Below are 21,911 nucleotides of genomic sequence, written 5' to 3'. Positions count from 1 at the left end.
AGTCGGCGGACTGCACAGCGCTACTTGACGGAGCCGGCGGTGAGACCGCCGACCAGGTAGCGCTGGAAGATCAGGTAGAGCGCCACGACCGGGACCGCACAGACGATCGAGGCGGCCATCATCTGGCCGTAGATCGGGACGGCGCCGCCCTCCTGCGTGGTGCCGAGGACCTGCAGGACGACCGCCACCGTACGGGTGTTGGGGGTGGTCATGATCGTCGAGAACAGGACGTCGTTCCAGCCGAGCAGGAAGGCGAAGATCGCCGACACGACGATGCCGGGCCACGAGAGCGGCAGGACGATCTTCGTGAGGATCTTGGTGCTGGACGCGCCGTCGATGCGGGCGGCCTCCTCGAGTTCCTTCGGCAGGCCGCGCAGGTACGTGACCATCACCCACGTCGAGAACGGCAGGGCGAACGTCAGGTAGGTGACGAACAGTCCCCAGCGGGTGCCGATGATCTGCACGCCGGTGGCGCTCGCGATGTTCGAGAACACCACGAACACGGGCAGGAGCAGGAGCGTGCCGGGGATCGACTGCAGCGCGAGCAGGCCGCGGAGGAACGTCAGGCGTCCGAGGAAGCGGAACCGGACCAGCACGTACGCGGTGGAGACGGCGAGCGCCGCGCTCGCGACGGCGACGGCACCGGCGGTGAGCATCGAGTTCACGAGCCCCTCGCCGAGTGCGACCGTCGACCAGATGTCCACGTAGTTCGCGAGCGTGAACTCCGAGGGGAAGTACTCGCCCCGGGCCACCGCGACGTCGGAGTTGACCGACCCGAACAGGATGTAGAGCACGGGGACGGCGATGAACGCGATGATCACCGCGATCACGAGGATGAGCAGCCAGCGCGGCAGGAGCCGGGTGACGTCGGTGTCGTACGGACGCTTGTGCCGACGGCCGCGGTCGCCGGCGGTGATGCTCTCGGTCAGCGTCGCCGTGGGGCGGGTCCGCGTGGAGGTGGTGAAGGCGCTCATGCTCGGGCTCCGTCGATGTCGGCGGCAGCGGCCGGGGTCGCTGCCGCGAGGGTGCGCCGGTCGGCACGACGCTGCTTGCGGTCGGGGCCCGCGTCGTCACCGGTGTCGAGCTTCACGGCCCGCAGGTAGACGAACAGCGGGATCGCGACGATCACGAGGGAGCAGATCGCCATCGCCGCGGACAGGCCGAAGCGGAACGACTGGAAGCTCGCGATGTACGTGAGGACGGGCATCACCTCGACGCTCGACGGCAGCGGGATGCCGAACAGCACGAACGGGAGGGTGAAGTTGTTGATGTTGTGCAGGATCGCGATGATCACCGCGAGGCTCAGGGGTCCGCGCAGGTACGGGAAGATGATGTAGCGGAGCTTCGCCCACCAGGTCACCCCGTCGAGTGCGGCGGCCTCGTGCACCTCGTTGTCGACCGCCTGCAGTCCGGCGAGGGAGAGCAGGTAGACGAACGGCCAGCTCGTCCAGATCATCACGCCGGCGAGCGCCCAGTACGACGCGGAGCCGTTCAGCCAGAGCACGTCGGTGTGCAGGATCGAGTTCACGACGCCCTGCGGCTGGAGCATCGTCCGGAAGAACGTGCCGACGACGAAGGCGGGGAGCACGTACGGGATGAGGTAGATCGACCGGACGAGTCCGCGACCGGGGAACCGGTTCTGCGTCGAGATCGCCGCGGCGACGCCGATCGGGACGGTGACCGCGGTGACGAGCACCGAGATGGACACCGAGATCCAGATCGAGTGGAGCAGGGGCGAGTCGGTGAACGCCTCGGCGAAGTTCGCGAACCCGACGAACGGGGCGCTGAACCACTGGCGGAGCGTGTACTGGTCGAGGTCGAGCATCGCGATGTAGAAGCCCACCAGGAGCGGCACCACGATGACGGCGAGCATGAGGACGCCGCCGGGCAGCAGCATCCAGAGCGGACGCTCCCGCTTGTACAGCGGGGTCGTGCCGTGCGGACGGACCTCGCGGTCACGCGACTCGGTCGCGCGCGGCGCGGGGGTCTGGACCTGCGTCATCACAGGCCTCCGTTCTTCTGCCGGTCGAGCGTGGACTGGGCGTCGTGCTGCGCCGCCTTGAGTCGCGCACGGAGCTGGTCGTCGGTGACCTCACCGCTCTTGAGCGATGGGATGGACTGCACGACGACGTCCACGAGGGAGAGTTGGATGTCCGACCAGGCACCGGTGAAGGCGGTCGGCTTCGAGAGCTTGCCGGCGTCGATGATCGGCTTGAGCTGGGGGTTCGCCGCCGCGAGTTCGGCCGCGGCGTCGGAGTTCGTCGGCAGGTTGCCGAAGAGCCTGTAGTACTCGAGCTGCGCCTTCGGCGTGCTGAGCTGCTTGATGAAGTCGAACGACAGGTCCTGCTTCTTGCCGTAGTCGGCCACGACCCAGTTGTCGCCGGAGAGGATGCTCGCCGCCTCGATGCCGCCGGACGGACGCGACGTCGCTCCCGGGGGCACCGTCGGCAGGAGTGCGAACTCGTACTTGCCGTCGACGGGGGTGTTCTTGAACGAATTGATCGCGGTGGTGGTCGTCATCGGGAAGAACGCCGCCTTGCCCTCGGTGAACTGCGCGAGGGCCTGGGCGTTGTTCCACCCGATCGCGGCCTTGTCGACGACGCCGTCCTTGGTGACCCAGTCGAAGTAGGTGCGGTAGGCGTTCTCGACGGCCTTCGAGTCGATCTCCGCCTTGCCGTCCTTCGAGACGATCGTGTTGCCGGCGTTCTGCGCCATGCCCCAGACGAACTTCCACGGGTCGAAGCCGTCGGCGTAGGCGATCGCGAGGCCGTGTCGGCCACCCGTGGTGGTGGCCTTCGCGTCCTCGGTCAGCTGGTCCCAGGTCGTGGGCATCTCTGTGATCCCCGCGTCGGCGAGCAGGTCCTTGTTCACCGCCATCACGAACGGTCGGCTGGCGAACGGGATGCCGATCTGCTTCGAGGTGCTCGGTCCGGAGATCCCGAAGGACGCGGGGTCGAACTGGTCCTTGCCCCCGACGGCCTTCCACTCCTTCGAGCCCATCTCGACGAAGGCGCCGGTGGCGTACGCGGTCGGCGTGAACGTGCTGCCGATCGCGTACACGTCCGGACCCTGCCCGGAGATGACGCTGGTCTGGATGGCGGTGAGCTCCTCCTGGGCGGACGAGTACGTCTCCCACTGGACGTTCGCACCGGTGGTGCGCTTGAACTCAGCGGCGACGTCCTGCTGCCACTGCTTGCGTTCCTTGGGGTAGGTGGTGTCCGCGCCCATCATGACGCGGAGGGTGTTCGGGTCGTCGCCGCTGCCGTTCACCACGGCGCATCCCTGGAGGGACAGCGCAGCGAGGGCGACCACGGCCGCGGCACCGATCACGGTGCGGGCATGAAGTCTTCGCGTGTTCACGGGGGTTTCCTCCTCGAGACCTCCTCCGGGCGGCACTGCCCGGTCGACCCACTGTCGCGCGGTTGGCAACATGCGGCAATCGGTTGCCACTTGTTGCCAGACCGGTTTACGTTCGCTGCACCGGCGCACCGAGGCACCGGCAGACCGCACCGGCGCACCGAGGCGCAGGCCGGACGACGGAGGAAGCGTGACCGACACCGACACCGCCCGGCGGGTGACCATCCGCGACATCGCCGACGCCACTGGTGTGGCGCCGTCCACGGTGTCCCGGGCGCTCTCCCTGCCCGACCGTGTGAACCAGGCGACGCAACAGCGCATCCAGCAGGCCGCCCGGGAACTCGGCTACGTCCCGAACTCGCAGGCCCGGGCGCTCACGTCCGGCCGGACCCGCGCGGTCGCCGTGCTCGTGTCCGACATCACGAACCCCTTCTACTTCGACGTCATCCGCGGGACGCAGCACCAGCTCGCCGGTGCCGGGTGGACGCAGCTCCTCGTCGACACCGAGGAGTCCGCCGACGCCGAGATGGCCGCCCTCAGCGCGATCGCCGGGAAGGCCGACGGGGCCGTGCTCACCGCGTCGCGACTGTCCGACGCGCAGATCGCCCGGTTCGCCGAACGCACCCCGCTCGTCGTGGTGAACCGCCGGCCCGCCGGGGTCCCCTCCGTGCTGATCGACACCCCCGGCGGGGTCGAGCAGGCCGTGCAGCACCTGGTGTCCCTCGGCCACCGGGACATCCTCTACGTCGCCGGCCCGGACAGCTCGTGGTCGAACGAACGCCGGTGGAAGGCCCTCGTCCGCGTCGCCAAGCGCCTCGGCGTGCGGGTCGGCCGCGTCGGGCCGCACGCGCCGTTCGTCGACTCGGGGGCAGCGGCCGCCGACGCCGCGGTGCACGCCGGTGCCACCGCCTGCATCGCGTTCAACGACCTGATCGCGATCGGCATGCTCGCCCGACTCCGGGAGCGCGGCGTGCGAGTCCCCGAGGACATGAGCATCGTCGGCTGCGACGACATCTTCGGCGCGGACTTCTGCAACCCGCCGCTCACCACGATGACGTCGCCGATCGAGCGCGCCGGCCGGGTCGCGATCCGGATGCTCCTCGGCCGGCTCGGCGCGATCCCCGCCGACGAACTGCCCGGCGAGCACATGAGCGGCGCGGTCGCGCTGCCGACCCACCTCACCGTCCGCGAGTCCACCGGTCCCGCACCCGTCCCCCACGCGTCATGAAGGAGTCGACGATGACCCAGACCACCACCGCCACGCCGCTCGCCCCGCACCCGGACCGGCTCTTCGCAGCCGACCCGGGAGCGCGAGCGGTCGCCCGCACGGTCTACGACGCCGTCAAGGACGCGCCGATCATCTCCCCCCACGGGCACGTCGACGCCGCCCTCATCGCGGACGACCAACCGTTCGAGGACCCCGCGTCGCTGCTCATCACGCCGGACCACTACGTCCTGCGGCTCCTGCACGCGAACGGTGTCGGACTGGAGGCGCTGGGTCGCGTCGACCTGTCGGGAACCGGCACCGTGCCTCCAGGACGATCCATCTGGCGGAACCTGGCCGAGCACTGGGACGACTTCCTCGGCACCCCCGTCCGCTACTGGTTCGAGACGGAGCTGCACGACGTCTTCGGACTGACGGAGCAGCCGTCGGCCGCGAACGCGGACGCCCAGTACGACCACATCGCCGAGCTCCTCACCACGCCCGCGTTCCGTCCGCGCGCCCTGTTCGACGCCTTCGGCATCGAGGTCCTCGCGACCACGGACGCGCCCACCGCCGACCTCGCCGCGCACGCGCGGCTCGCCGCCGACCCCACCTTCACCGGCCGGGTGGTCCCCACGTTCCGCGCGGACGCCGTGTTCGACCCGTCGGGGTCGGACTGGAGGCACGTGGTCGCGTCGATCGGTGGGGCCGCCGGCATCGACACGGGAACCCACGACGGGCTGTTGGCGGCTCTGCGCGCACGTCGCCAGTACTTCGTCCAGCACGGTGCCACCGCCACGGACACCGGGGTCCTCGACGCCGGGTCGACGCCGCTGTCGGCCTCGGAGCGCTCGCGGATCCACGCGGCCGCGATGCAGGGTCCGTCCGGTGTGACCGCGTCGGAGGCCGTCGCGTACCGCCACGACATGCTCTACCGGTGGGCCGAGATGAGCGTCGAGGACGGTCTCGTCATGCAGCTCCACCCCGGGGTGCTGCGGAACCACCACGCCCCCACGCTCGAGCGCTTCGGGCCGGACACCGGGCACGACCTGCCCGCGGTCGGGTCCTTCACCGAACCGCTGCGGCCGCTGCTCGAGTCGTTCGGGACCGCGCCGGGGTTCCACCTCGTGCTCTTCACCGTCGACGAGACCGTGTTCTCCCGCGAGATCGGCCCGCTCGCCGGCTTCTACCCCGCCGTGTACGCCGGCGCTCCCTGGTGGTTCATCGACACCCCCGCGGCGATCGGCCGGTACCGGGCGGCCATCACCGACTCGGCGTCGTTCACGAAGACCTCGGGGTTCATCGACGACACCCGGGCGTACTGCTCGATCCCGGCGCGGCACGACATGGCTCGCCGAGCGGACGCGGCCTACCTGGCGTCGCTCGTGGTGACGCACGAGCTGTCCGAGGAGGACGCGGTGCGGACGGCGCGTCGGATCGTGTCGGACATCCCGAGGGCGACGTTCAAGCTCTGAGGCGGCGGCTCCGGGCCGGGCCGCTGTGTGCGAGGTTCCGTGCTCGGTGGGACGCTCGCGGCGTCGCACGCAGTACGGAACCTCGCACCGTGCGGATCTGTGTCACATGAGTTCGGCACCCGATCCTCGGAGGAGGTCGAGGGACCGCCGGATCTCGGCCTCGGCCGCGTCCGGAGGCGGGGACCAGTTGCACTCGAGTGAGACCGGACCGCGGTAGCCACCGTCGTGCACGGCCGCGAGGAAGTCGCGCCAGACGTCGTCGCCTCCCTCGGCACCGAGCGGGCGACGGTCGCGATCGCTGACGTGCACGTGGCCGATGCGGGCGCCGTGCTCCCGGAGGACGTCGAGCGACTCCCCCTCATTCCGGATGTGGAACAGGTCGGCGACGACATCCACCCCGTCGACGGCCGCGTCGTCCAGGAACCGGACGGTCTCGGCGACGGAGTTCAGGACGTTCGTCTCCGAACGGCTCAGCGGCTCGAGCACGATGCGGAGGTCGTTCGCCGCGGCGGTGTCCCGGGCTGTGCGGAGCACCTCGGCGAAGCGGCGGTGGGCCTCGGTCTCGGGCATGCCGTCGGGTGCCGTGCGTGCGGTCCCCGAGCCGAACACGATCTTCGCGCCCGGGTCGGCGACGGAGTGGACGATCGGGAGGACGGCCCCGAAGTAGTCCCGGACCGCGTCGGGGTCAGCGGTCAGCAGCGGGAGGTCGCCGGGGACGAGGATCGCGAAGGAGGGGAAGCGGTCACCGGCGTAGCCGTCGTCGAGCACCCAGCCGCCGCCGTCGCTCTCCGGCCGGATCGCCAGGTTGCCGGCGATCGTCGGCTCCACATGGTCGGCGCCCGCGCGACGGACCGCCTCGGTCAGTGCTGCTCCGGCGACGACGCCGAATCCGGTGAACGACATGGGGTCCATGCAACTCGGGGTGCGGCGGTCCTGCAGTCGTTGCCGTCCGTTGCCACGGGTCCGGTCAGTCGGCGGACTCGACGAGCTCGGAGAGCGCTCGGGCGATCTCGGGCACTGCGTCGAGGCGCCCCTCCGCGATGGCGACGATGAACTCGTACGCCTGGTCGTTCGTCGCGGTCAGCCGCCGTCCGTTCACGCTGAGGAAGACGACGAGGAGCATGAGCCCGACGCGCTTGTTGCCGTCGACGAGGGCGTGGTTCCGCACCGCCGAGTGCACGAGCGCCGCGGCCTTCTCGACGATGGTCGGGTAGGCATCAGCACCGCCGACCGATGTCGCCGGCCGCGCGACGGCGGCTTCGAGCAACCCGACATCGCGGAGGAGGAATCCGTCGCCGAGCGTCCGACGAGCGATGTGCAGCGCTTCGTCGGTGGTGAGGTGGATCACCGACCGAGCCGTTCCAGCGCCTCGGCGTACCGCGGGAGTTCGCGGTCGAGGATGCTGTCGATCAGGTCGCTCCGGCTGTGGTGCTCGATGTACTCACGGATCGCGGCCCGGGCGATCTCCTGCATCGAGCGCTCTTCGAGATCGGCGCGCTTCCGCAGCGCGCTCGCTTCGTCGTCGTCGAGTCGGAGCGTCATGGCCATGCGGTTGATGGTATCACTCGTGATACCTGCAGCCAGGAGGCTGGTCACGGGCGCCAGCCCGGGGTCACGAGGCCGGTCTCGTAGGCGAAGACGACGAGCTGGGCGCGGTCGCGGGCGCCGAGCTTGATCATCGCCCGGGAGACGTGGGTCTTCGTGGTCATCGGGCTGACGAAGAGGTGCTGGGCGATCTCGGCGTTCGTCATGCCGACGGCGACGAGCTGCATGACCTGACGCTCGCGGTCGGTCAGGACGCCCAGCTCCGGCGCGAGGGACGACGGCTTCGCGTGGGTGGCGTACGCCTCGACCAGGGAACGGGTCGCCCGGGGCGAGAGCAGGGACTCCCCCGCGACGACGGTTCGGATCGCCCGGAGCAGTTCGGCCGGTTCGGTGTCCTTCACGAGGAATCCGGCAGCCCCACCGCGGATCGCCTCGAACACGTAGTCGTCTTCCTCGAAGGTGGTGAGGATGACCACGTGCACGCCTCCGAGTTCGGGGTCGGCCGAGATCCGTTGCGTCGCCGCGAGCCCGTCGGTGCCCGGCATCCGGATGTCCATGAGGACGACGTCGGGGCGTTCCCGCCGTGCGACGTCCACCGCGGCGTCGCCGTCGCCCGCCTCGCCGACGACGGTCATGCCGGGTTCGGCGTCGACGAGTGCGCGGAGCCCGGCGCGGACGAGCACCTGGTCGTCGACGAGGAGCACGCGGATCGGGTCCGGGGCGATGCTGGCCGTGGTCATCGGGCGTCCTCGGGGTCGGTGCCGACCACCGGGAGGCGCGCTGCCACCCGCCAGCCGCCGTCGGTCGTCGGTCCGGCGGACAGGGTGCCGTCGACGGCGTTCGCACGTTCGCGCATCCCGATGATCCCGTTGCCGGTCGGGGCGAGCGGCTCGGTGGAGCCGACGTCGGCCACCCGCGGCTGGGACGGGCGGTCGGCGACGACGAGGTCCACGACGTCCGGGCCGATCGAGATCGACACGTCGGCCCGGTGTCCGGGGGCGTGCTTCATGACGTTCGTCACCGACTCTTGCACGATGCGGAACGCGTTCCGGTCCGTGATGCCGTGCACCGCCGATCGGTCGCCGTCGACGGCCAGGGTGACGTCGACGCCCGCGGCACGCGCTCGTTCCACCAGGTCGGCGACGCGGTCGAGGCCGGCGGTCGGGGCGCGCTCCGCCCCCTCGCGGTCGGGCGCTCCGTCGGGCGCTCCGTCGACCGAGCGGAGCACGCCGAGGATCGTGCGGAGTTCGACGAGGGCGTCGCGGCTGGAGTCGCGGATGTTCGCGAGGGAGTCCCGCGTCTGGTCCGGGAGGTCGGCGCCGAGGTGGAGGGCGACCCCTGCCTGGAGGTTGATGAGGGACATGCTGTGTGCGACCGAGTCGTGGAGCTCGCGGGCGATCCGCACCCGTTCGTCGGCGGCCCGACGCCGGTCGGCCTCGGCGCGCTGACGACGGCGTTCCGCGACCCGTTCGAGCCGGACCCGGACGAGTTCGGACACGGCGATCGTCACCGTGACCCAGGCGATGCAGAGCAGCACGGCGCTGAGGTCGAGCACGGACGAGCGGCCGAGGACGGCATCGGCGGTCGGGAGCACGACGACGGCGAGCGCCGCCGAGGCGACGACCCACCAGCGGTGTCCGCGGAGCCAGGCGTTGGCGAGCGCCATCGTCAGCGCGGCGACGAACGGCCCGCGCGGACTCACGACGAGGGCGTACCCGATCGTGGTCGCGAGGGTCAGGAGCAGCACCGACCGTGGCCACCGCCAGCGCCACGGGAGCACCACGACGCCGGCCACGAGGAACCCGATCGCGAGCGGGCCGAGGTGCACCGGGTCGACCGCACCGGTGAACGCGTGCCGTGCCCCGGGTGGGCCGGTCGAGCCCGTCCCGACACCGGGTCCGACCAGCACGCGCGATGCGAGCAGCGTCCCGACGATCTGCAGGAACGCCACCGGCAGGACCCGACCGACCCGGGCGAAGCGACGACGCCCGACCCAGCGGGTGCCGTCGCTCGCCGGGTCGGCGAGGGTCGGGGCGGTGTCCATGGCTCGAGCCTAGGGTCGGCTCCCGCCCGCGGCATCGGGCGTGCGCACGACCTGTGGACTACTCCCGCGGGAGTAGTCGGGTGTGGAGGAGGACGTGCACTACGACTGCGGGAGCAGGCGGAAGTGGGGCTGCGGGACGGACGCGCGCCGCGCCTCCCGGGCCGAGTCTTGGACGGTCGTGACAGCGACGCCGAACCGACCACAGGAGGTCACCATGCTCACCACCATCGCCGCCACCGCGCCCTACTGGAACGGCGGCGGGTTCCCGTTCCCCGTCTTCCCCGCGTTCTTCTTCGTCGCGTTCCTCGTCGTGTTCCTCGTGTTCGGCGTGCTCCGGCGTGGCAGCTGGCGGGCGCGGTCGGACGCCCGCTCGGTGCTCGCCGACCGGTTCGCCCGCGGCGACATCGACGCCGAGGAGTACCGGTCGCGGCTGTCCGAGCTCAGCCGGAAGTGACCGAGAGCGCGGAGAGGATCGCCGTCACCGTCTCGTCGACCGAGCCCTCGATCGACACGGTGACGGCGGCCTCGTCCGGCTGCGGTCGCTCGAGCGTCGCGAACTGCGAGTCGAGCAAGGAGCTCGGCATGTACTCGTGGTGACGGTGCGCCTGGCGGTCGGCGATCAGGTCGTGCGAGCCGTCGAGGAAGGCGATCACGAGGGTCGGCGCCGAGGTGCGGAGCCGGTCGCGGTAGACACGCTTGAGCGCCGAGTTTGCCATCACGCAGCGGTGGCCGGAGTCCTCGACCTCGGCGATCCGCGCGGCGCAGGCGTCGAGCCAGGGCCAACGGTCCTCGTCCGTGAGCGGGATCCCCTGCCGCATCTTCTCCTTGTTCGCGGCGGGGTGCAGGTCGTCCGCGTCCACGAAGACCGTGGGCTGCCCCTCGGCGGCGAGGGCGTCGGCGAGGGCCTGTCCGATCGTCGACTTGCCGGAACCGGAGACCCCCATCACGAGCAGGGGCGGGAGGACAGCGCGCTCGGTCATTCCTCCACCGTATTGGGCCGGCGAACAGTCGTCCCCAGTTGCCGTAACACCCGGGCGGTCCCAGGCTGCGGACCGTAGGTTGGTGCCGAACGTCAGGACGAAGGAGACCTCGTGGCAGAGAACAACGGACAGGCGAACATCGGCGTGGTCGGTCTGGCGGTGATGGGTTCGAACCTCGCTCGGAACCTCGCCTCGCGGGAGGGCAACACCGTCGCGGTCTACAACCGCACGTACGCCCGCACCGAGGAACTGCTGAACGAGCACGCGGACGCCGGCTTCATCGCGTCCGAGTCGATCGACGACTTCGTGGCCTCGCTGTCCAAGCCGCGCACGGCCATCATCATGGTGCAGGCGGGCAAGGGCACCGACGCGGTCATCGAGCAGCTCGCGGAACGCTTCGAGGAAGGCGACATCATCGTCGACGGCGGCAACGCCAACTTCCACGACACCATCCGCCGCGAGCACGACCTGCGCGACAAGGGTCTCAACTTCGTCGGCACCGGTATCTCCGGCGGTGAAGAGGGCGCCCTGAAGGGGCCGTCGATCATGCCCGGCGGTTCGAAGGAGGCCTGGGAGACCCTCGGCCCGATCCTCAAGTCGATCGCCGCCGTCGCCGAGGGCGAGCCGTGCGTGACCCACATCGGCACCGACGGTGCCGGCCACTTCGTGAAGATGGTGCACAACGGCATCGAGTACGCCGACATGCAGCTCATCGCCGAGTCGTACGACCTGCTCCGCCGCGTCGGCGGGCTCTCCGTCGAGGACCTGGTGAAGGTGTTCGACGAGTGGAACGGCGGCGACCTCGAGTCCTACCTGATCGAGATCACCGTCGAGGTCCTCAAGCAGCAGGACGCCGACACGGGCAAGGCCCTCGTCGACGTCATCCGCGACGAGGCCGGGTCGAAGGGCACCGGCGTGTGGACCGTGCAGAACGCGGTCGGCCTCGGAATCCCCGTCTCCGGCATCGGCGAAGCGGTGTTCGCCCGCGCGGTCTCGTCCAAGCTGGTCCAGCGCGCTGCGGTGCAGCAGGCCTTCCCGGACCGTCCCGCCATCGCCGAGGTCCCGGACAAGTTCGAGGACGACGTCCGCGCGGCACTCTACGCGTCGAAGGTCGTCGCGTACGCGCAGGGCTTCGACCTCATCATCGCCGGGGCCAAGGAGTACGGCTGGGACATCAACCTCGGCAACATCGCGAAGATCTGGCGTGGCGGTTGCATCATCCGCGCGCAGTTCCTCAACCGCATCGTCGAGGCGTACGACAAGAACCCCTCGCTCGAGTCGCTGCTGGTGGACCCGTACTTCGCGAACGCCGTGCAGGAGGGCGAAGCCGCGTGGCGTCGCATCGTCGGCATCGCGGCGGCGTCGGGCATCCCGGCGCCGGGGTTCTCGTCCGCGCTGTCGTACTTCGACTCGCTCGCCTCCGACCGCCTGCCCGCCGCGCTCATCCAGGGGCAGCGGGACTTCTTCGGCGCGCACACCTACCAGCGCATCGACAAGGACGGCACCTTCCACACGCTCTGGTCTGACGACGACCGGCGTGAGGTCGAACAGGAACCGTCGACCCACTAGGCAGCGGCGACGACCGCACCACGAGAGGGCCTCGCCGATCGGCGGGGCCCTCCGTGTTCCCCGCCACGCGCTACGCGCTACGCGACGATGCGTTCGCGCGCGAGGTCGGCCACGAGCCGTTCCATCCGTGGGCCCCGGCCCAGCATCCGCCGCGAGCCCGGCGCCGCACGGACGAAGAACGTCGCCACCGCTGTCGTGTCGTCGGGCCGGACGTAGTGCATGGCGATCGCCCACGACCGGCCGTCGCCGTGCACGTCCTCGAGCCCGACGTGCACCATCCGGCTCCACCGGATCACGAGCAGCCGGGTCGCACGACGTTCCTCGAGTTCCCACAGCGAGGCCTCGGTCGCACCGAATGCCCACGTCACCCGGTGCCCGAGCGCGACGTCCGGCCGGACGGACTCCACAGATGCCCGGAGCTCCGGGGTCGGGGCCGCCGGGACGAGCCACACCGTCGGGTCGATCCGGCGGATCGCGAGGGCCAGGGCTTCGTCCTCGTGCCGCCGTCGGAGCGACCAGCCCCGCAGCACGGCACCGGCGATCACGAGGAGGCCGACACCGATCACGGCGACCTCGGCGATGCCGAAGAAGGTCAGGTCGGCGTCGGGCGTGGTGGACACCACGATGATGCGTGCCGTGAGCAGGGCCGCCCACACGCCGACGATGATCCAGCGGAGCACCAGGAGACGTCGTGCCTGCGACATCGGGTGGCGGTCCCGTCGCCGGGCGCGACCGAAGCGCGGGACACGGTCGGGACGCCTCAGCACCCCTCGATCCTCGCATGCTCCACCCGCGACCGGCTGGCCGGCACCGGTGAACGCCCGACGAACCAGCGGACCCGCTCGTGCGGGGTACGGGTCGTCCACGGGCGCGGACACCGCCGGCTCTGTCCACCGCATGCACGACTGTCAGCACACACGCGGCACGGTCGACCTACGCTCGGCCCGTGACCACTGACCTCGCGCCCGCCCCCGTGGCGGTCTCGCGCCCCCGCCTGCTCGCGGCCGCGACGGGCATCGTCGCCGCGCTCGCGTTCTGCGCCGCCGCGGAACTCGGTGCCCTCGTCCTCGGTGGTGCCGGCAGCCCCCTCGTCGCGGTCGGTTCGGCGGTCATCGACCTCGCGCCCCCGGGCGCGAAGGACCTCATGGTCACGCTCTTCGGTACCGGCGACAAGGTCGCGCTGTTCGTGCTCATGGCGGTCATCGTCGCCGTGGTCAGCGCCGGGGCGGGCATCCTCGAACGCGCCCGCCCGCCGTTCGGGGCCCTGGTCTTCGCCGTGGGCGGTGTCCTCTCGCTCCTGGCCGTCACGACCCGTTCCGGCAGCGGCACGCTGGACGGGGCTCCGTCCGTGCTCGGGGTCGCCGCGGCCGTCGTCGTGCTCCGGCTGCTCACCGCCAGGCTCCGCCGATGGGAGTCGGCAGCCGCCGTGCCCTCCGCCGCACCGCGACCCGCCTCTGCGGAACGTCGCGCCTTCCTGGTCTGGGGTGTGACGGCGGCGGCCGTCGCGGTCGTGGTGGGCGGCGCCTCCCGTCTGGGCACCGCCGCCGCGCAGGCGACCGATGCCGCACGCCGGGCCGTCCGGCTGCCGACCCCGGCGACCACCGCCCCCGCGGTCCCGGCCGGGGCGTCGCTCGACGTCGAGGGCATCACGCCCTACGTCACCCCGAACAGCGACTTCTACCGGATCGACACCGCGCTGCGGGTGCCGTCGGTCGACACCGCCGACTGGAAGCTCCGCATCCACGGAGCCGTCGACCACGAGGTCGAGCTCACGTGGGACGACCTGCTCGCCCTCCCGCTCGAGGAACACCACGCGACGCTGAGCTGCGTCTCGAACGAGGTGGGCGGGGACCTCATCGGCACCGCGCTCTGGCTCGGCTACCCGATCCGGAAGCTGCTCGAGCGTGCCGTGCCCCACGCGAGCGCCGACATGGTGCTGTCCCGCAGCATCGACGGGTTCACGGCGGGCACGCCCCTCGACGTCCTGCAGGACGACGGGACGGCCGCGCTGCTCGCCGTGGGGATGAACGGCGAGCCGCTGCCGCCGGAACACGGGTTCCCGGTGCGCATGGTGGTCCCGGGGCTCTTCGGCTACGTGTCCGCGACGAAGTGGGTCACCGAGCTCGAGGTCACGCGGTTCGCCGACGCCCAGGGCTACTGGACGCCGCGCGGCTGGTCGGAACGCGGTCCGGTCAAGCTGGAGTCGCGCATCGACACCCCGCGTGCGGGCGCGACGGTCGACGCCGGTTCGACGGTGGCGATCGCCGGGGTCGCGTGGCAGCCGCACACCGGGGTGAAGGGCGTGCAGGTCCGGGTCGGGGACGGGGCGTGGGAAGAGGCGACCCTCGCGGACTCCGTCTCGGCCGACACATGGCGGCAGTGGGTCTACCGGTGGACGCCGACGAAGGGGTCGCACCGCATCCAGGTCCGCGCGGTGAGCGCGGACGGTGAAGTGCAGACGAGCGTCGAGCGGCCCCCGGCTCCGAACGGGGCGTCGGGATGGCACACGGTCGAGGTCCGCGCGGCCTGAGACGGTGCGGGCCGTCCACCGTCACGGACAGGAGGCGCGACCCGCCTCGACGACGCGGGTCACCTCGACGACGCCGGTCACCTCAGCCGGGACGCGTCGCCACGACACAGGTCCCGTCGACCTCGTCGTCGGACTCGACGGCCACCGCGAGGCCCGCAGCCTCGAAGACGGCCGCCGACGTCGGTGCCTGCGCAGCCGACACCTCGATGACGACCGCACCCCCAGGTCGGAGCCACTCCCCCGCCCCCGACGCGATCCGCCGGTGCAGGTCGAGCCCGTCCGCCCCGCCGTCGAGCGCGACACGGTGCTCGTGGTCACGGGCCTCCGACGGCATCATCGGGATGGACCCCGTCGGCACGTAGGGCGCGTTCACGGCGATGACGTCGACGAGCCCGCGGAATCGGTCTGGCAGGGGCGCGAAGAGGTCCCCGGCGACGACGATCCCGCGGTCGCCGATGTTCTCCGCAGCGACGTCGACCGCCGCCGGGTCGATGTCCGCCGCGACGAGGTCGAGGGCACCGACACGACCGAGGAGCGCGACCGAGATCGCCCCGGCACCGCAGCAGAGGTCCACGACACGGTCGTAGCGGTGCAACCGGCGTGCGGCCTGCTCCACGACGACGGTGGTGCGGGCCCGGGGCACGAAGACGCCCGGCGTCACGCGGAGGCGGTGCCCGTCGAACGCCGCCCAGCCGAGCACGTACTCGAGCGGTTCGCCGCCGAGCCGCCGCTGCACGAGCGCCCGCAGGCGAACCGCGTCACCGTCGCCGGCCTCGAGCAGGAGGTCCGCCTCGTCCTCGGCGAAGACGCTGCCCGCGGCCCGGAGTCGGGCCGCGAGCGCGTCGCGCACGGGTGCGGTCAAGCGGCACCGTCGAACATCGAGGTGACCGACCCGTCGTCGAAGACCTCGTGGATGGCGCGGGCGATGAGCGGTGCGATCGGCAGGACCTCGAGGCGGTCCCAGCGCTTGTCCTCCGGCAGCGGCAGGGTGTCGGTGACGACGACCCGGTCGATGAACTCGCTCTGGAGCAGCTCCGTCGCGGGGTCGGAGAACACCGCGTGCGTCGCCGCGACGACCACGCCGGTGGCACCGGCGGCCTTGAGCGCCTCTGCTGCCTTGGCGATGGTGCGACCGGTGTCGATCAGGTCGTCGACGAGCAAGCACACGCGACCCGAGACGTCACCGACGATCTCGTGCACGGACACCTGGTTCGGCACGAGCGGGTCGCGGCGCTTGTGGATGATCGCGAGCGGCGCACCGAGCTTCTCCGACCAGATGTCGGCGACGCGCACGCGGCCCATGTCCGGCGAGACGACAGTCAGCGTCGACGGGTCGAGGGTCTGCTGGAAGCGCTCGAGCAGGACCGGCATGGCGAACAGGTGGTCGACCGGGCCGTCGAAGAAGCCCTGGATCTGTGCGGCGTGCAGGTCGACGCTCATGATGCGGTGCGCACCAGCGGCCTTGAACAGGTCGGCGACGAGTCGCGCCGAGATCGGCTCGCGACCACGGCCCTTCTTGTCCTGCCGCGCGTACGGGTAGAACGGCGCGACGACGGTGATGCGCTTCGCCGACGCGCGCTTCAGGGCGTCGACCATGATGAGCTGCTCCATGAGCCACTCGTTGATCGGCGCGGTGTGGGACTGGATGACGAACGCGTCACAGCCGCGGACCGACTCGTCGAAGCGGGCGTAGAGCTCCCCGTTCGCGAAGGTCCGTGCATCGGTCGGGACGAGGTCCACGCCGAGTTCCTCGGCGATCTCGGCCGAGAGCGCCGGGTGTGCTCGCCCTGAGACGAGGACGAGTCGTTTCTGGCCGGTCGTTTTGATTCCGGACAAGTGCGGTGCTCACTCCCTGACCCCGCGGGGCCGTGTTGATCGGCCCGAGAGCCGTCAGATCTGTTCGCCGTTCGCGCGCCGAGCGGCCTCGGCAGCCGGCGAACCGGGTCGGTGTTCCTCGACCCATCCGTCGGTGTTGCGCTGTGGGGCGTAGCTGATCGCCAGCGACCCGGCAGGGACGTCCTTGCGGACGGTCGTACCCGCGCCGGTGTACGCTCCGTCACCAATCCTAACCGGGGCGACGAACACGTTGTGCGACCCTGTACGCACGTTCGAGCCGACCTCGGTCCGGTGCTTGTGCACCCCGTCGTAGTTCGCCGTGATCGTGTTCGCGCCGATGTTCGAGTCCTCGCCCACCTCGGCGTCGCCGATGTACGACAGGTGCGGCACCTTGCTGCCCCGGCCGATCGTCGCGTTCTTCGTCTCGACGAAGGTGCCGATCTTGCCTCCGTCGCCGAGGATCGTGCCCGGTCGCAGGTAGGCGAACGGCCCGACGGAGGCGCCGTCGCCGATGACCGCGAGGGTCGCGTCGACGCGGTTCACCACCGCGCCGACGCCGACCTCGGTGTCGCGCAGGGTGGTGTCCGGCCCGACGACCGCGCCCGAGGCGATCGCGGTGGCGCCGATGAGCTGGGTGCCCGGGAGGACCTCGGCGTCGGGTTCGATCGAGACGTCGAGGTCGATCCACGTCGTCGCCGGGTCCTGCACCGTGACGCCGGCGAGCTGGTGCCGACGGACGATGCGCGCGTTCAGCACCCGGGCGGCGTCGGAGAGCTGCGCCCGGTCGTTGATGCCGGCGACCAGCCAGGGGTCGGTCAGCGTGACGACGTCGATGCGCGCGCCCCGCGCCCCGATGAGTGCCGGCGCGTCGGTGATGTACTTCTCGCCCTGCGCGTTCGCCGTGGTGAGCGACGGCAGGACCGCACGGAGGTGCGTGACGTCGAAGGCGTAGATGCCCGCGTTGGCCTCGGTGATCGTCAGCTGCTCGGCGGTCGCGTCCTTGTGCTCGACGACCCCGACGAACGCGCCGTCGGCGTCGCGGACGATGCGGCCGAGGCCCGTCGGGTCCGGTGCGATCGCGCTCACGAAGGTGGCGCCGTTGCCGCCGCCGACGTGGGCGTCCACGAGCGCGCGGAGCGACTCGGCGTCGAGCAGCGGAACGTCACCGGACAACACGACGACGGCGCCGTCGAAGTCCGCCGGCAGCGCCCGCACCGCGACCTCGACCGCACGGCCGGTGCCGGGGACGTCGTCCTGGTCGACCACGATGGCGTCGGGGGCACGCTCGGTGACCTCGGCCGCGACGAGCTCCCGTTCGTGCCGCACGACCACGGCGACGTGCTCGGGCTCGAGGGACGACGCCGTCCGGAGCACGTGCGCGATGAGCGGCAGCCCGGCGAGGCGGTGCAGGACCTTCGGGGTGGACGACTTCATGCGCGTGCCCTGCCCGGCGGCGAGGACGACGACGGCGATGCGCTGGTCGGTCATGGCTCCATCCTGGCGCACGCTCGCTGCGGAGTCCGGCGGAACCGCGCGGTGGGCGCAACCGTGCGCGGAACCGCAGCTTGCAGGCGGGCCGGCACCGCGCCTCCTGGCCTGGACCGAGTGCCCACCCGTGCCCGTCAACCGAGCTCTGCGGCGTCCCCGACTCCGCACCGTGAGACCGCAGCGATCGTGCTGCGGTGGGACCCGGCACCGAACTGCACGCTCGCGATCCGTCCGCCGGTCCCGCTGACGACGTACTGCGGACTCCCGTCGTTGTAGGCGGACGTCGAGTAGCGCACGTCGAGTCCGTCCGCTTCCCACGCCGCACCGATCAGCTGCTGCGTGCCTCTCGGGTCCGCCACGCCGCCTCCGATCCGGGTGACGTTGACGAGGGCCCCGCGGCTGCCACCCTCGAGCACGCAGTCCTGCGTCCAGGAGTTGTCCTGTGACGGGTCCCATTCGACAGGGGACGCGCGCATCGTCTCCGCGATGAACGCTTCGGCGACGGCGCCCTGCTGCTGGGTGGTCGGGACGGACGCCGTGGGAGTGCCCGCTCCTGGTGGGTTCATCGCACAGCTCACCAGGGCGAGGCCGGTCAGGCAAGCGGTGACGAGACCGGTCAACCGAGCTCTGCTGCGTCTCCGGTTCCGCACTTCGACACTCCGCTCATGGTGGTCTTGGTCGTCGCCGCGCCGAACTGGATGCGCTCGACGGCGCCGCCGTCGCCGTTCACCAGGTACCGCTTCGCACCCGACGTCATCTCGTCCGTCGAGTACTCCACCTCCAGTCCGTCCGCCACCCAGGCCGTGCCCACCGCCTTCGTCACGGCCTCCGGGTCGTCGACGCCCGCACCGGTCCGGACGATGTTGTAGAGCGCGCCCGCCGAGCCGTCCGCGAGCACGCAGTCCTGCGCGTACTCGTCGGACTGGTCCGCGTCCCAGTCCACCCCCGAACGACGCATCGTCTCCTCGACGGAGTCTGCCGCCTGTCGGCGCTGGTGCTCTGCGGTCGGTACAGCCTGCACGGTGTCCTCCTTGGTCGGGGTGCCCGCCGCGCAGCCCGCGAGCAGGATCGCGGCGAGCAGCACCATCCCGATCGTCATCGATCGTCTGGAGGAGATCGGCCTCGAACGCCGCCTCCACACGCTCACCCGAGCTCCGATGCCACGACGACCGCAGAGGCGCGCACGGATGCCCGCACCTCAGCCGAGGTCCGCTGCGTCACCCGTCCCGCAGTGGGAGACCGCGGCGAGCGAGCTTCGAACGGTCGCTGCACCGAACTGGATGCGTTCGACGTCGCCACCGGCACCCTTGACCACGAACTGCCGGCTGCCGTCGTTGAGCGACGACTCCGAGTACTTGACCGTCAACCCGTCCGCAGCCCACGACCGGCCGACGGTCCGCACCGCAGCCTCGGGGTCGGGGACACCCGCGCCGATGCGGGCGAGGTTGTAGAGCGCTCCGGACGTGCCGTCACCGAGGAGGCACTCCTGGGCGTACTCGTTCGCCTGCGAGTCGTCCCACGTGACGCCCGAGGTCCGCATGGTCGCGTCGACGTAGGCGGCGGCGAGATCACGCTGGTGCTGGACGGTCGGTGTGCTCGGTGTGGTCTCCACGGAGGTGCCTCCTGTCGGCGGACCCGAACACGCGGCGAGCGCCAGTGCCAGGGCGAGGGTCAGGGCGAGTGCGGGCCCGGCTGCCGTGCCTCGGGGGCGTCCGCTCACAGTGTCGGTCCCATCAGGTTGTCGAAGTAGTCCTGCTGCAGGGCGCTCACCCCGGCGTCGTCCGCGGGAGTGAGGTCCTCGCCTCCCACGAACGTAGCCTGCGCGACGTTGTCGAGCGACTCGGTCCCGAGGTTGAAGTACCCCTGGCTGCCGCCGTAGCCGATCGGGTCGTGTGTGGTCACGCCGGCACCCTCGCTGGGGTCCCCACCGTTCGTCCCGAAGGTCGTCGCGCCGAACGAGGCGTCCATCGGGTCCTGGCGACCGCTGCCTGCTCGGCCGACCCAAGCCCACTGGTCTCGCGGGTCGTCCGTGAACGGGATGCCCGGGCTCCCCTGGCCGGCGTAGACGTGGTCGGCCGCGATACCAGACGCACCTCCGACGTCCTGCTCGATGCCTGCCGAGGCGACGCTGACGAAGGAATCGACGTGCACACCGTGATCGTGGAGCGCGTCCGATGCCACCGTGGTCCCGTAGGAGTGCCCGACCACGTTGAGTGTCGGAGAATCGGGACGCGCCGCCCCGAAGCCGAGGAGGTCGGCACTGAGCCGGTCCGCCCCGGCCCGGGCCGCGTCGCCGTGCAGGACGCCCATCGTGGTGAGGCCGCTCGGTACCGGCGGCGCCTCGTAGTTCATCCACGCGACGACCGCGTGCTCGGCGCGGGTCGCGTTCTTGCCCTCCTGCGCCGTCCAGAGGTTCTGGGCGGCGGTGGTCCACCCGGTCGTGTCCTTGGTCGTCGTGCCCATCCCCGGCACCATGTACGAGACGTTCGTGGCCGTGTCGAGGTCGCCGACCGCCACCGCAGCGAGCGGCGGCTGGTGGTCGGTGGCGAGCGTGAGCAGCGCGCGACCGGGCTTCGCCGTCGACGCCAGGGTCTTCTCGATGTTCCGGTACGCGTCGAGGTTCGCCTGCGCCGCCTCGATCGACTGGTCCGCCGCCTGCGACGCCGGCCACCCGAGCCCCACGCGCCGCTTCTTCGCGTCCGCGAGGTCCTGCTCGGCCTGGGCCACGGCCGACACGAGCGTCATCCGGTTCGCCCCGTCCCGCGCCCAGGCCGGCAGCCCCGCGAGGTTGCCGACGACCGCGGGCAGCGATGCGATGAGCGCGTCCTGGGCGGCGGTGTGCTCGGCGCCGGTCGTGTCCTTCCCACCGCCCAGGGTCTTCCAGAGCGCGGCGACCTCGTCGGGCGACATGTCGGCGATGCGGTCGGCGAGGTTGCGGTCGAGCATGAGGAGCGCGCCGAGCTCGGTCGGCGACAGGCCCGCGAGCATCGACGCGAGGTCCTCGTCGGACGCGCCGACACCACGTCCCTCGATGCTGCCGAGGCGTCCGAGCGTCTCGGGGCCGGTGATCACCCGGAGCAGCGCCTGGTCGGCCGTCGTGCGGTCCTGCACGAGCTGCTCCCACCGCGCGTCGAGCGCCGCGGACCGGTCGCCGGCGTCGGCGATCGCCCGCTCCGCGTTCGCGAGGCTCTTGGCGTCCGCCTCGGTCGCGTCGTCGGCCTTCGCGGCGGAGCGGAGCGTCGGCAGCGTGAGCTGCTGTCCGGCGAGCTCGGCCGCGACGGTCCCGCGCTGCAGGCGGATCGCGTCCGCGTCGTCCTTGATGCGCTGGACGTCCTTCGCGTACTGGTCGAAGGCGTCCCCGGCGGCGTCGAAGAGCGCCCCGAGGCCGGACGCGCTCGGCCGCATCTCGTCGAGCAGTGCCGCGAAGCGGGTCTGCGCGTCGCCCTTCCACGTCGGCGATGCGGTGACGTCGGACGCCGAGGCGATCTTCGCCAGGGCGTCCTGCACGGCGTCGGCCCGGTCGTGCCAGTGCTTCCCCAGGGCGGTGATGCCGGCGGGGTCGCCGACGTCCGGCTCCTCGCCGCTCACTTGCCGTCCGCCTGCTTCGCGAGGGCGGCTTCCTGCGCGTCGACCTGCGCACCGAGGTCGTGCGGGAAGGTCGCGGCCTGCTCGAGGGCCGCGTCGACGGCGTCGATCATGCCCTGGTGGGCGAGCGACAGGCCGGCGGTGCGGCTGACCACCTCGGTCACGCCGAGGCAACCGGTGTCGAGACCGGTGAACCGAGCGGTGTCCGCACCGAGTGCGGTCCGGGCGTCGGTCAGCGCGGTCGCGACCGCCGCGAGCGTCTCCGACTCGATCCGCAGTTCTGCGGCCCCCATGTGTT

Annotated in this window: 23 protein-coding genes; 5 read left to right on the top strand and 18 right to left on the bottom strand. The window is 71.4% G+C overall.

Annotation, left to right across the window (positions count from 1 at the left end; genetic code table 11):
- Positions 1-20: 20 nt before the first annotated feature.
- The 3 genes from QE359_RS08460 to QE359_RS08450 are packed head-to-tail and all read right to left on the bottom strand — an operon-like array spanning position 21 to position 3,360.
- Positions 21-974, bottom strand: coding sequence for a carbohydrate ABC transporter permease (locus QE359_RS08460; protein WP_071303147.1), 954 nt, complete (start codon positions 972-974; stop codon positions 21-23).
- Positions 971-2,002 carry a sugar ABC transporter permease gene (locus tag QE359_RS08455; protein ID WP_309778831.1) on the bottom strand — a complete coding sequence of 344 codons (1,032 nt, stop codon included), beginning with the start codon at positions 2,000-2,002 and terminating at the stop codon, positions 971-973. The genes QE359_RS08460 and QE359_RS08455 overlap by 4 nt, the downstream gene beginning before the upstream one ends.
- Complete coding sequence (locus QE359_RS08450; RefSeq protein ID WP_309778830.1) at positions 2,002-3,360, bottom strand: extracellular solute-binding protein; 1,359 nt, start codon at positions 3,358-3,360, stop codon at positions 2,002-2,004. The genes QE359_RS08455 and QE359_RS08450 overlap by 1 nt, the downstream gene beginning before the upstream one ends.
- Positions 3,361-3,547: 187 nt before the next feature.
- On the opposite strand from QE359_RS08450, the gene QE359_RS08445 reads away from it, so the two are divergent.
- Both QE359_RS08445 and uxaC read left to right on the top strand, forming a co-directional pair.
- Positions 3,548-4,585 (top strand): LacI family DNA-binding transcriptional regulator, encoded by a 1,038-nt coding sequence (locus tag QE359_RS08445; RefSeq protein WP_070416787.1) that lies wholly within the window; start codon positions 3,548-3,550, stop codon positions 4,583-4,585.
- 11 nt (positions 4,586-4,596) lie between these two features.
- Positions 4,597-6,036, top strand: coding sequence for a glucuronate isomerase (gene uxaC, locus QE359_RS08440; RefSeq protein ID WP_309778829.1), 1,440 nt, complete (start codon positions 4,597-4,599; stop codon positions 6,034-6,036).
- A gap of 102 nt (positions 6,037-6,138) precedes the next feature.
- Here the strand turns inward: uxaC and QE359_RS08435 are convergent, their stop codons facing one another.
- The 5 genes from QE359_RS08435 to QE359_RS08415 all read right to left on the bottom strand — a co-directional run bounded on the left by QE359_RS08435 (position 6,139) and on the right by QE359_RS08415 (position 9,625).
- The gene (locus QE359_RS08435) at positions 6,139-6,939 is read right to left on the bottom strand and encodes a sugar phosphate isomerase/epimerase family protein (RefSeq protein ID WP_309778828.1); all 801 of its coding nucleotides are present in this window, start codon (positions 6,937-6,939) and stop codon (positions 6,139-6,141) included.
- A 64-nt stretch (positions 6,940-7,003) separates the two neighbouring features.
- Positions 7,004-7,384, bottom strand: coding sequence for a type II toxin-antitoxin system death-on-curing family toxin (locus QE359_RS08430; RefSeq protein ID WP_309778827.1), 381 nt, complete (start codon positions 7,382-7,384; stop codon positions 7,004-7,006).
- Positions 7,381-7,584, bottom strand: a complete 204-nt coding sequence (locus QE359_RS08425; protein WP_305739221.1) for a ribbon-helix-helix protein, CopG family — start codon at positions 7,582-7,584, stop codon at positions 7,381-7,383. The genes QE359_RS08430 and QE359_RS08425 overlap by 4 nt, the downstream gene beginning before the upstream one ends.
- Before the next feature lie 44 nt (positions 7,585-7,628).
- Positions 7,629-8,321 (bottom strand): response regulator transcription factor, encoded by a 693-nt coding sequence (locus QE359_RS08420; protein ID WP_261645677.1) that lies wholly within the window; start codon positions 8,319-8,321, stop codon positions 7,629-7,631.
- Positions 8,318-9,625 (bottom strand): histidine kinase, encoded by a 1,308-nt coding sequence (locus QE359_RS08415; protein WP_309778826.1) that lies wholly within the window; start codon positions 9,623-9,625, stop codon positions 8,318-8,320. The genes QE359_RS08420 and QE359_RS08415 overlap by 4 nt, the downstream gene beginning before the upstream one ends.
- A gap of 214 nt (positions 9,626-9,839) precedes the next feature.
- Between QE359_RS08415 and QE359_RS08410 the strand changes: the two genes are divergently transcribed.
- Positions 9,840-10,079 carry a hypothetical protein gene (locus QE359_RS08410; protein ID WP_309778825.1) on the top strand — a complete coding sequence of 80 codons (240 nt, stop codon included), beginning with the start codon at positions 9,840-9,842 and terminating at the stop codon, positions 10,077-10,079.
- Here QE359_RS08410 and QE359_RS08405 read toward each other — a convergent pair.
- The gene (locus QE359_RS08405) at positions 10,066-10,605 is read right to left on the bottom strand and encodes a gluconokinase (protein ID WP_309778824.1); all 540 of its coding nucleotides are present in this window, start codon (positions 10,603-10,605) and stop codon (positions 10,066-10,068) included. The two genes, QE359_RS08410 and QE359_RS08405, sit on opposite strands and share 14 nt — an antisense overlap.
- 111 nt (positions 10,606-10,716) lie before the next feature.
- On the opposite strand from QE359_RS08405, the gene gndA reads away from it, so the two are divergent.
- Positions 10,717-12,174: an NADP-dependent phosphogluconate dehydrogenase gene (gene gndA / locus QE359_RS08400; RefSeq protein ID WP_309778823.1), complete on the top strand. Its 1,458-nt coding sequence runs from the start codon at positions 10,717-10,719 to the stop codon at positions 12,172-12,174.
- A 77-nt stretch (positions 12,175-12,251) separates the two neighbouring features.
- Here gndA and QE359_RS08395 read toward each other — a convergent pair whose 3' ends face one another.
- Positions 12,252-12,878, bottom strand: coding sequence for a hypothetical protein (locus QE359_RS08395; RefSeq protein WP_139199359.1), 627 nt, complete (start codon positions 12,876-12,878; stop codon positions 12,252-12,254).
- Between the two features lie 242 nt (positions 12,879-13,120).
- On the opposite strand from QE359_RS08395, the gene QE359_RS08390 reads away from it, so the two are divergent.
- The gene (locus tag QE359_RS08390; RefSeq protein ID WP_309778822.1) at positions 13,121-14,704 is read left to right on the top strand and encodes a molybdopterin-dependent oxidoreductase; all 1,584 of its coding nucleotides are present in this window, start codon (positions 13,121-13,123) and stop codon (positions 14,702-14,704) included.
- Between the two features lie 82 nt (positions 14,705-14,786).
- On the opposite strand, the gene QE359_RS08385 is transcribed toward QE359_RS08390, so the two are convergent.
- From QE359_RS08385 to QE359_RS08350, 8 genes are all read right to left on the bottom strand, one after another.
- Positions 14,787-15,566 (bottom strand): putative protein N(5)-glutamine methyltransferase, encoded by a 780-nt coding sequence (locus QE359_RS08385; protein WP_309778821.1) that lies wholly within the window; start codon positions 15,564-15,566, stop codon positions 14,787-14,789.
- On the bottom strand, positions 15,563-16,540 hold the full coding sequence (locus QE359_RS08380; RefSeq protein ID WP_022907051.1) for a ribose-phosphate diphosphokinase: 978 nt from the start codon (positions 16,538-16,540) through the stop codon (positions 15,563-15,565). The genes QE359_RS08385 and QE359_RS08380 overlap by 4 nt, the downstream gene beginning before the upstream one ends.
- Before the next feature lie 54 nt (positions 16,541-16,594).
- The gene (gene glmU, locus QE359_RS08375; protein ID WP_309778820.1) at positions 16,595-18,028 is read right to left on the bottom strand and encodes a bifunctional UDP-N-acetylglucosamine diphosphorylase/glucosamine-1-phosphate N-acetyltransferase GlmU; all 1,434 of its coding nucleotides are present in this window, start codon (positions 18,026-18,028) and stop codon (positions 16,595-16,597) included.
- 134 nt (positions 18,029-18,162) lie between these two features.
- Positions 18,163-18,648 carry a hypothetical protein gene (locus QE359_RS08370; RefSeq protein WP_309778819.1) on the bottom strand — a complete coding sequence of 162 codons (486 nt, stop codon included), beginning with the start codon at positions 18,646-18,648 and terminating at the stop codon, positions 18,163-18,165.
- On the bottom strand, positions 18,645-19,127 hold the full coding sequence (locus QE359_RS08365; RefSeq protein ID WP_309778818.1) for a hypothetical protein: 483 nt from the start codon (positions 19,125-19,127) through the stop codon (positions 18,645-18,647). Before QE359_RS08365 ends, QE359_RS08370 begins: the two co-directional genes overlap by 4 nt.
- Positions 19,128-19,226: 99 nt before the next feature.
- On the bottom strand, positions 19,227-19,640 hold the full coding sequence (locus QE359_RS08360; protein ID WP_309778817.1) for a hypothetical protein: 414 nt from the start codon (positions 19,638-19,640) through the stop codon (positions 19,227-19,229).
- Between the two features lie 104 nt (positions 19,641-19,744).
- On the bottom strand, positions 19,745-21,616 hold the full coding sequence (locus QE359_RS08355) for an alpha/beta hydrolase (RefSeq protein WP_309778816.1): 1,872 nt from the start codon (positions 21,614-21,616) through the stop codon (positions 19,745-19,747).
- Positions 21,613-21,906, bottom strand: coding sequence for a hypothetical protein (locus QE359_RS08350; protein WP_070416800.1), 294 nt, complete (start codon positions 21,904-21,906; stop codon positions 21,613-21,615). Before QE359_RS08350 ends, QE359_RS08355 begins: the two co-directional genes overlap by 4 nt.
- Between the last annotated feature and the right edge of the window lie 5 nt (positions 21,907-21,911).

Source organism: Curtobacterium sp. SORGH_AS_0776 (genome assembly GCF_031453355.1).
In the GTDB taxonomy this organism is placed as follows: domain Bacteria; phylum Actinomycetota; class Actinomycetes; order Actinomycetales; family Microbacteriaceae; genus Curtobacterium.
Note: the sequence above shows the minus strand (reverse complement) of the source record. Positions and strands in the feature narration are given on the sequence as shown.

What these genes read in the sequence shown, in the direction of transcription:
- QE359_RS08460 (WP_071303147.1), bottom strand. Translation starts at nt 974, where the DNA reads ATGAGCGCCTTCACCACCTCCACGCGGACCCGCCCCACGGCGACGCTG.
- QE359_RS08455 (WP_309778831.1), bottom strand. Translation starts at nt 2,002, where the DNA reads ATGACGCAGGTCCAGACCCCCGCGCCGCGCGCGACCGAGTCGCGTGAC.
- uxaC (WP_309778829.1), top strand. Translation starts at nt 4,597, where the DNA reads ATGACCCAGACCACCACCGCCACGCCGCTCGCCCCGCACCCGGACCGG.
- QE359_RS08435 (WP_309778828.1), bottom strand. Translation starts at nt 6,939, where the DNA reads ATGTCGTTCACCGGATTCGGCGTCGTCGCCGGAGCAGCACTGACCGAG.
- QE359_RS08425 (WP_305739221.1), bottom strand. Translation starts at nt 7,584, where the DNA reads ATGGCCATGACGCTCCGACTCGACGACGACGAAGCGAGCGCGCTGCGG.
- QE359_RS08420 (WP_261645677.1), bottom strand. Translation starts at nt 8,321, where the DNA reads ATGACCACGGCCAGCATCGCCCCGGACCCGATCCGCGTGCTCCTCGTC.
- QE359_RS08415 (WP_309778826.1), bottom strand. Translation starts at nt 9,625, where the DNA reads ATGGACACCGCCCCGACCCTCGCCGACCCGGCGAGCGACGGCACCCGC.
- QE359_RS08410 (WP_309778825.1), top strand. Translation starts at nt 9,840, where the DNA reads ATGCTCACCACCATCGCCGCCACCGCGCCCTACTGGAACGGCGGCGGG.
- QE359_RS08405 (WP_309778824.1), bottom strand. Translation starts at nt 10,605, where the DNA reads ATGACCGAGCGCGCTGTCCTCCCGCCCCTGCTCGTGATGGGGGTCTCC.
- QE359_RS08395 (WP_139199359.1), bottom strand. Translation starts at nt 12,878, where the DNA reads ATGTCGCAGGCACGACGTCTCCTGGTGCTCCGCTGGATCATCGTCGGC.
- glmU (WP_309778820.1), bottom strand. Translation starts at nt 18,028, where the DNA reads ATGACCGACCAGCGCATCGCCGTCGTCGTCCTCGCCGCCGGGCAGGGC.
- QE359_RS08365 (WP_309778818.1), bottom strand. Translation starts at nt 19,127, where the DNA reads ATGACGATCGGGATGGTGCTGCTCGCCGCGATCCTGCTCGCGGGCTGC.
- QE359_RS08350 (WP_070416800.1), bottom strand. Translation starts at nt 21,906, where the DNA reads ATGGGGGCCGCAGAACTGCGGATCGAGTCGGAGACGCTCGCGGCGGTC.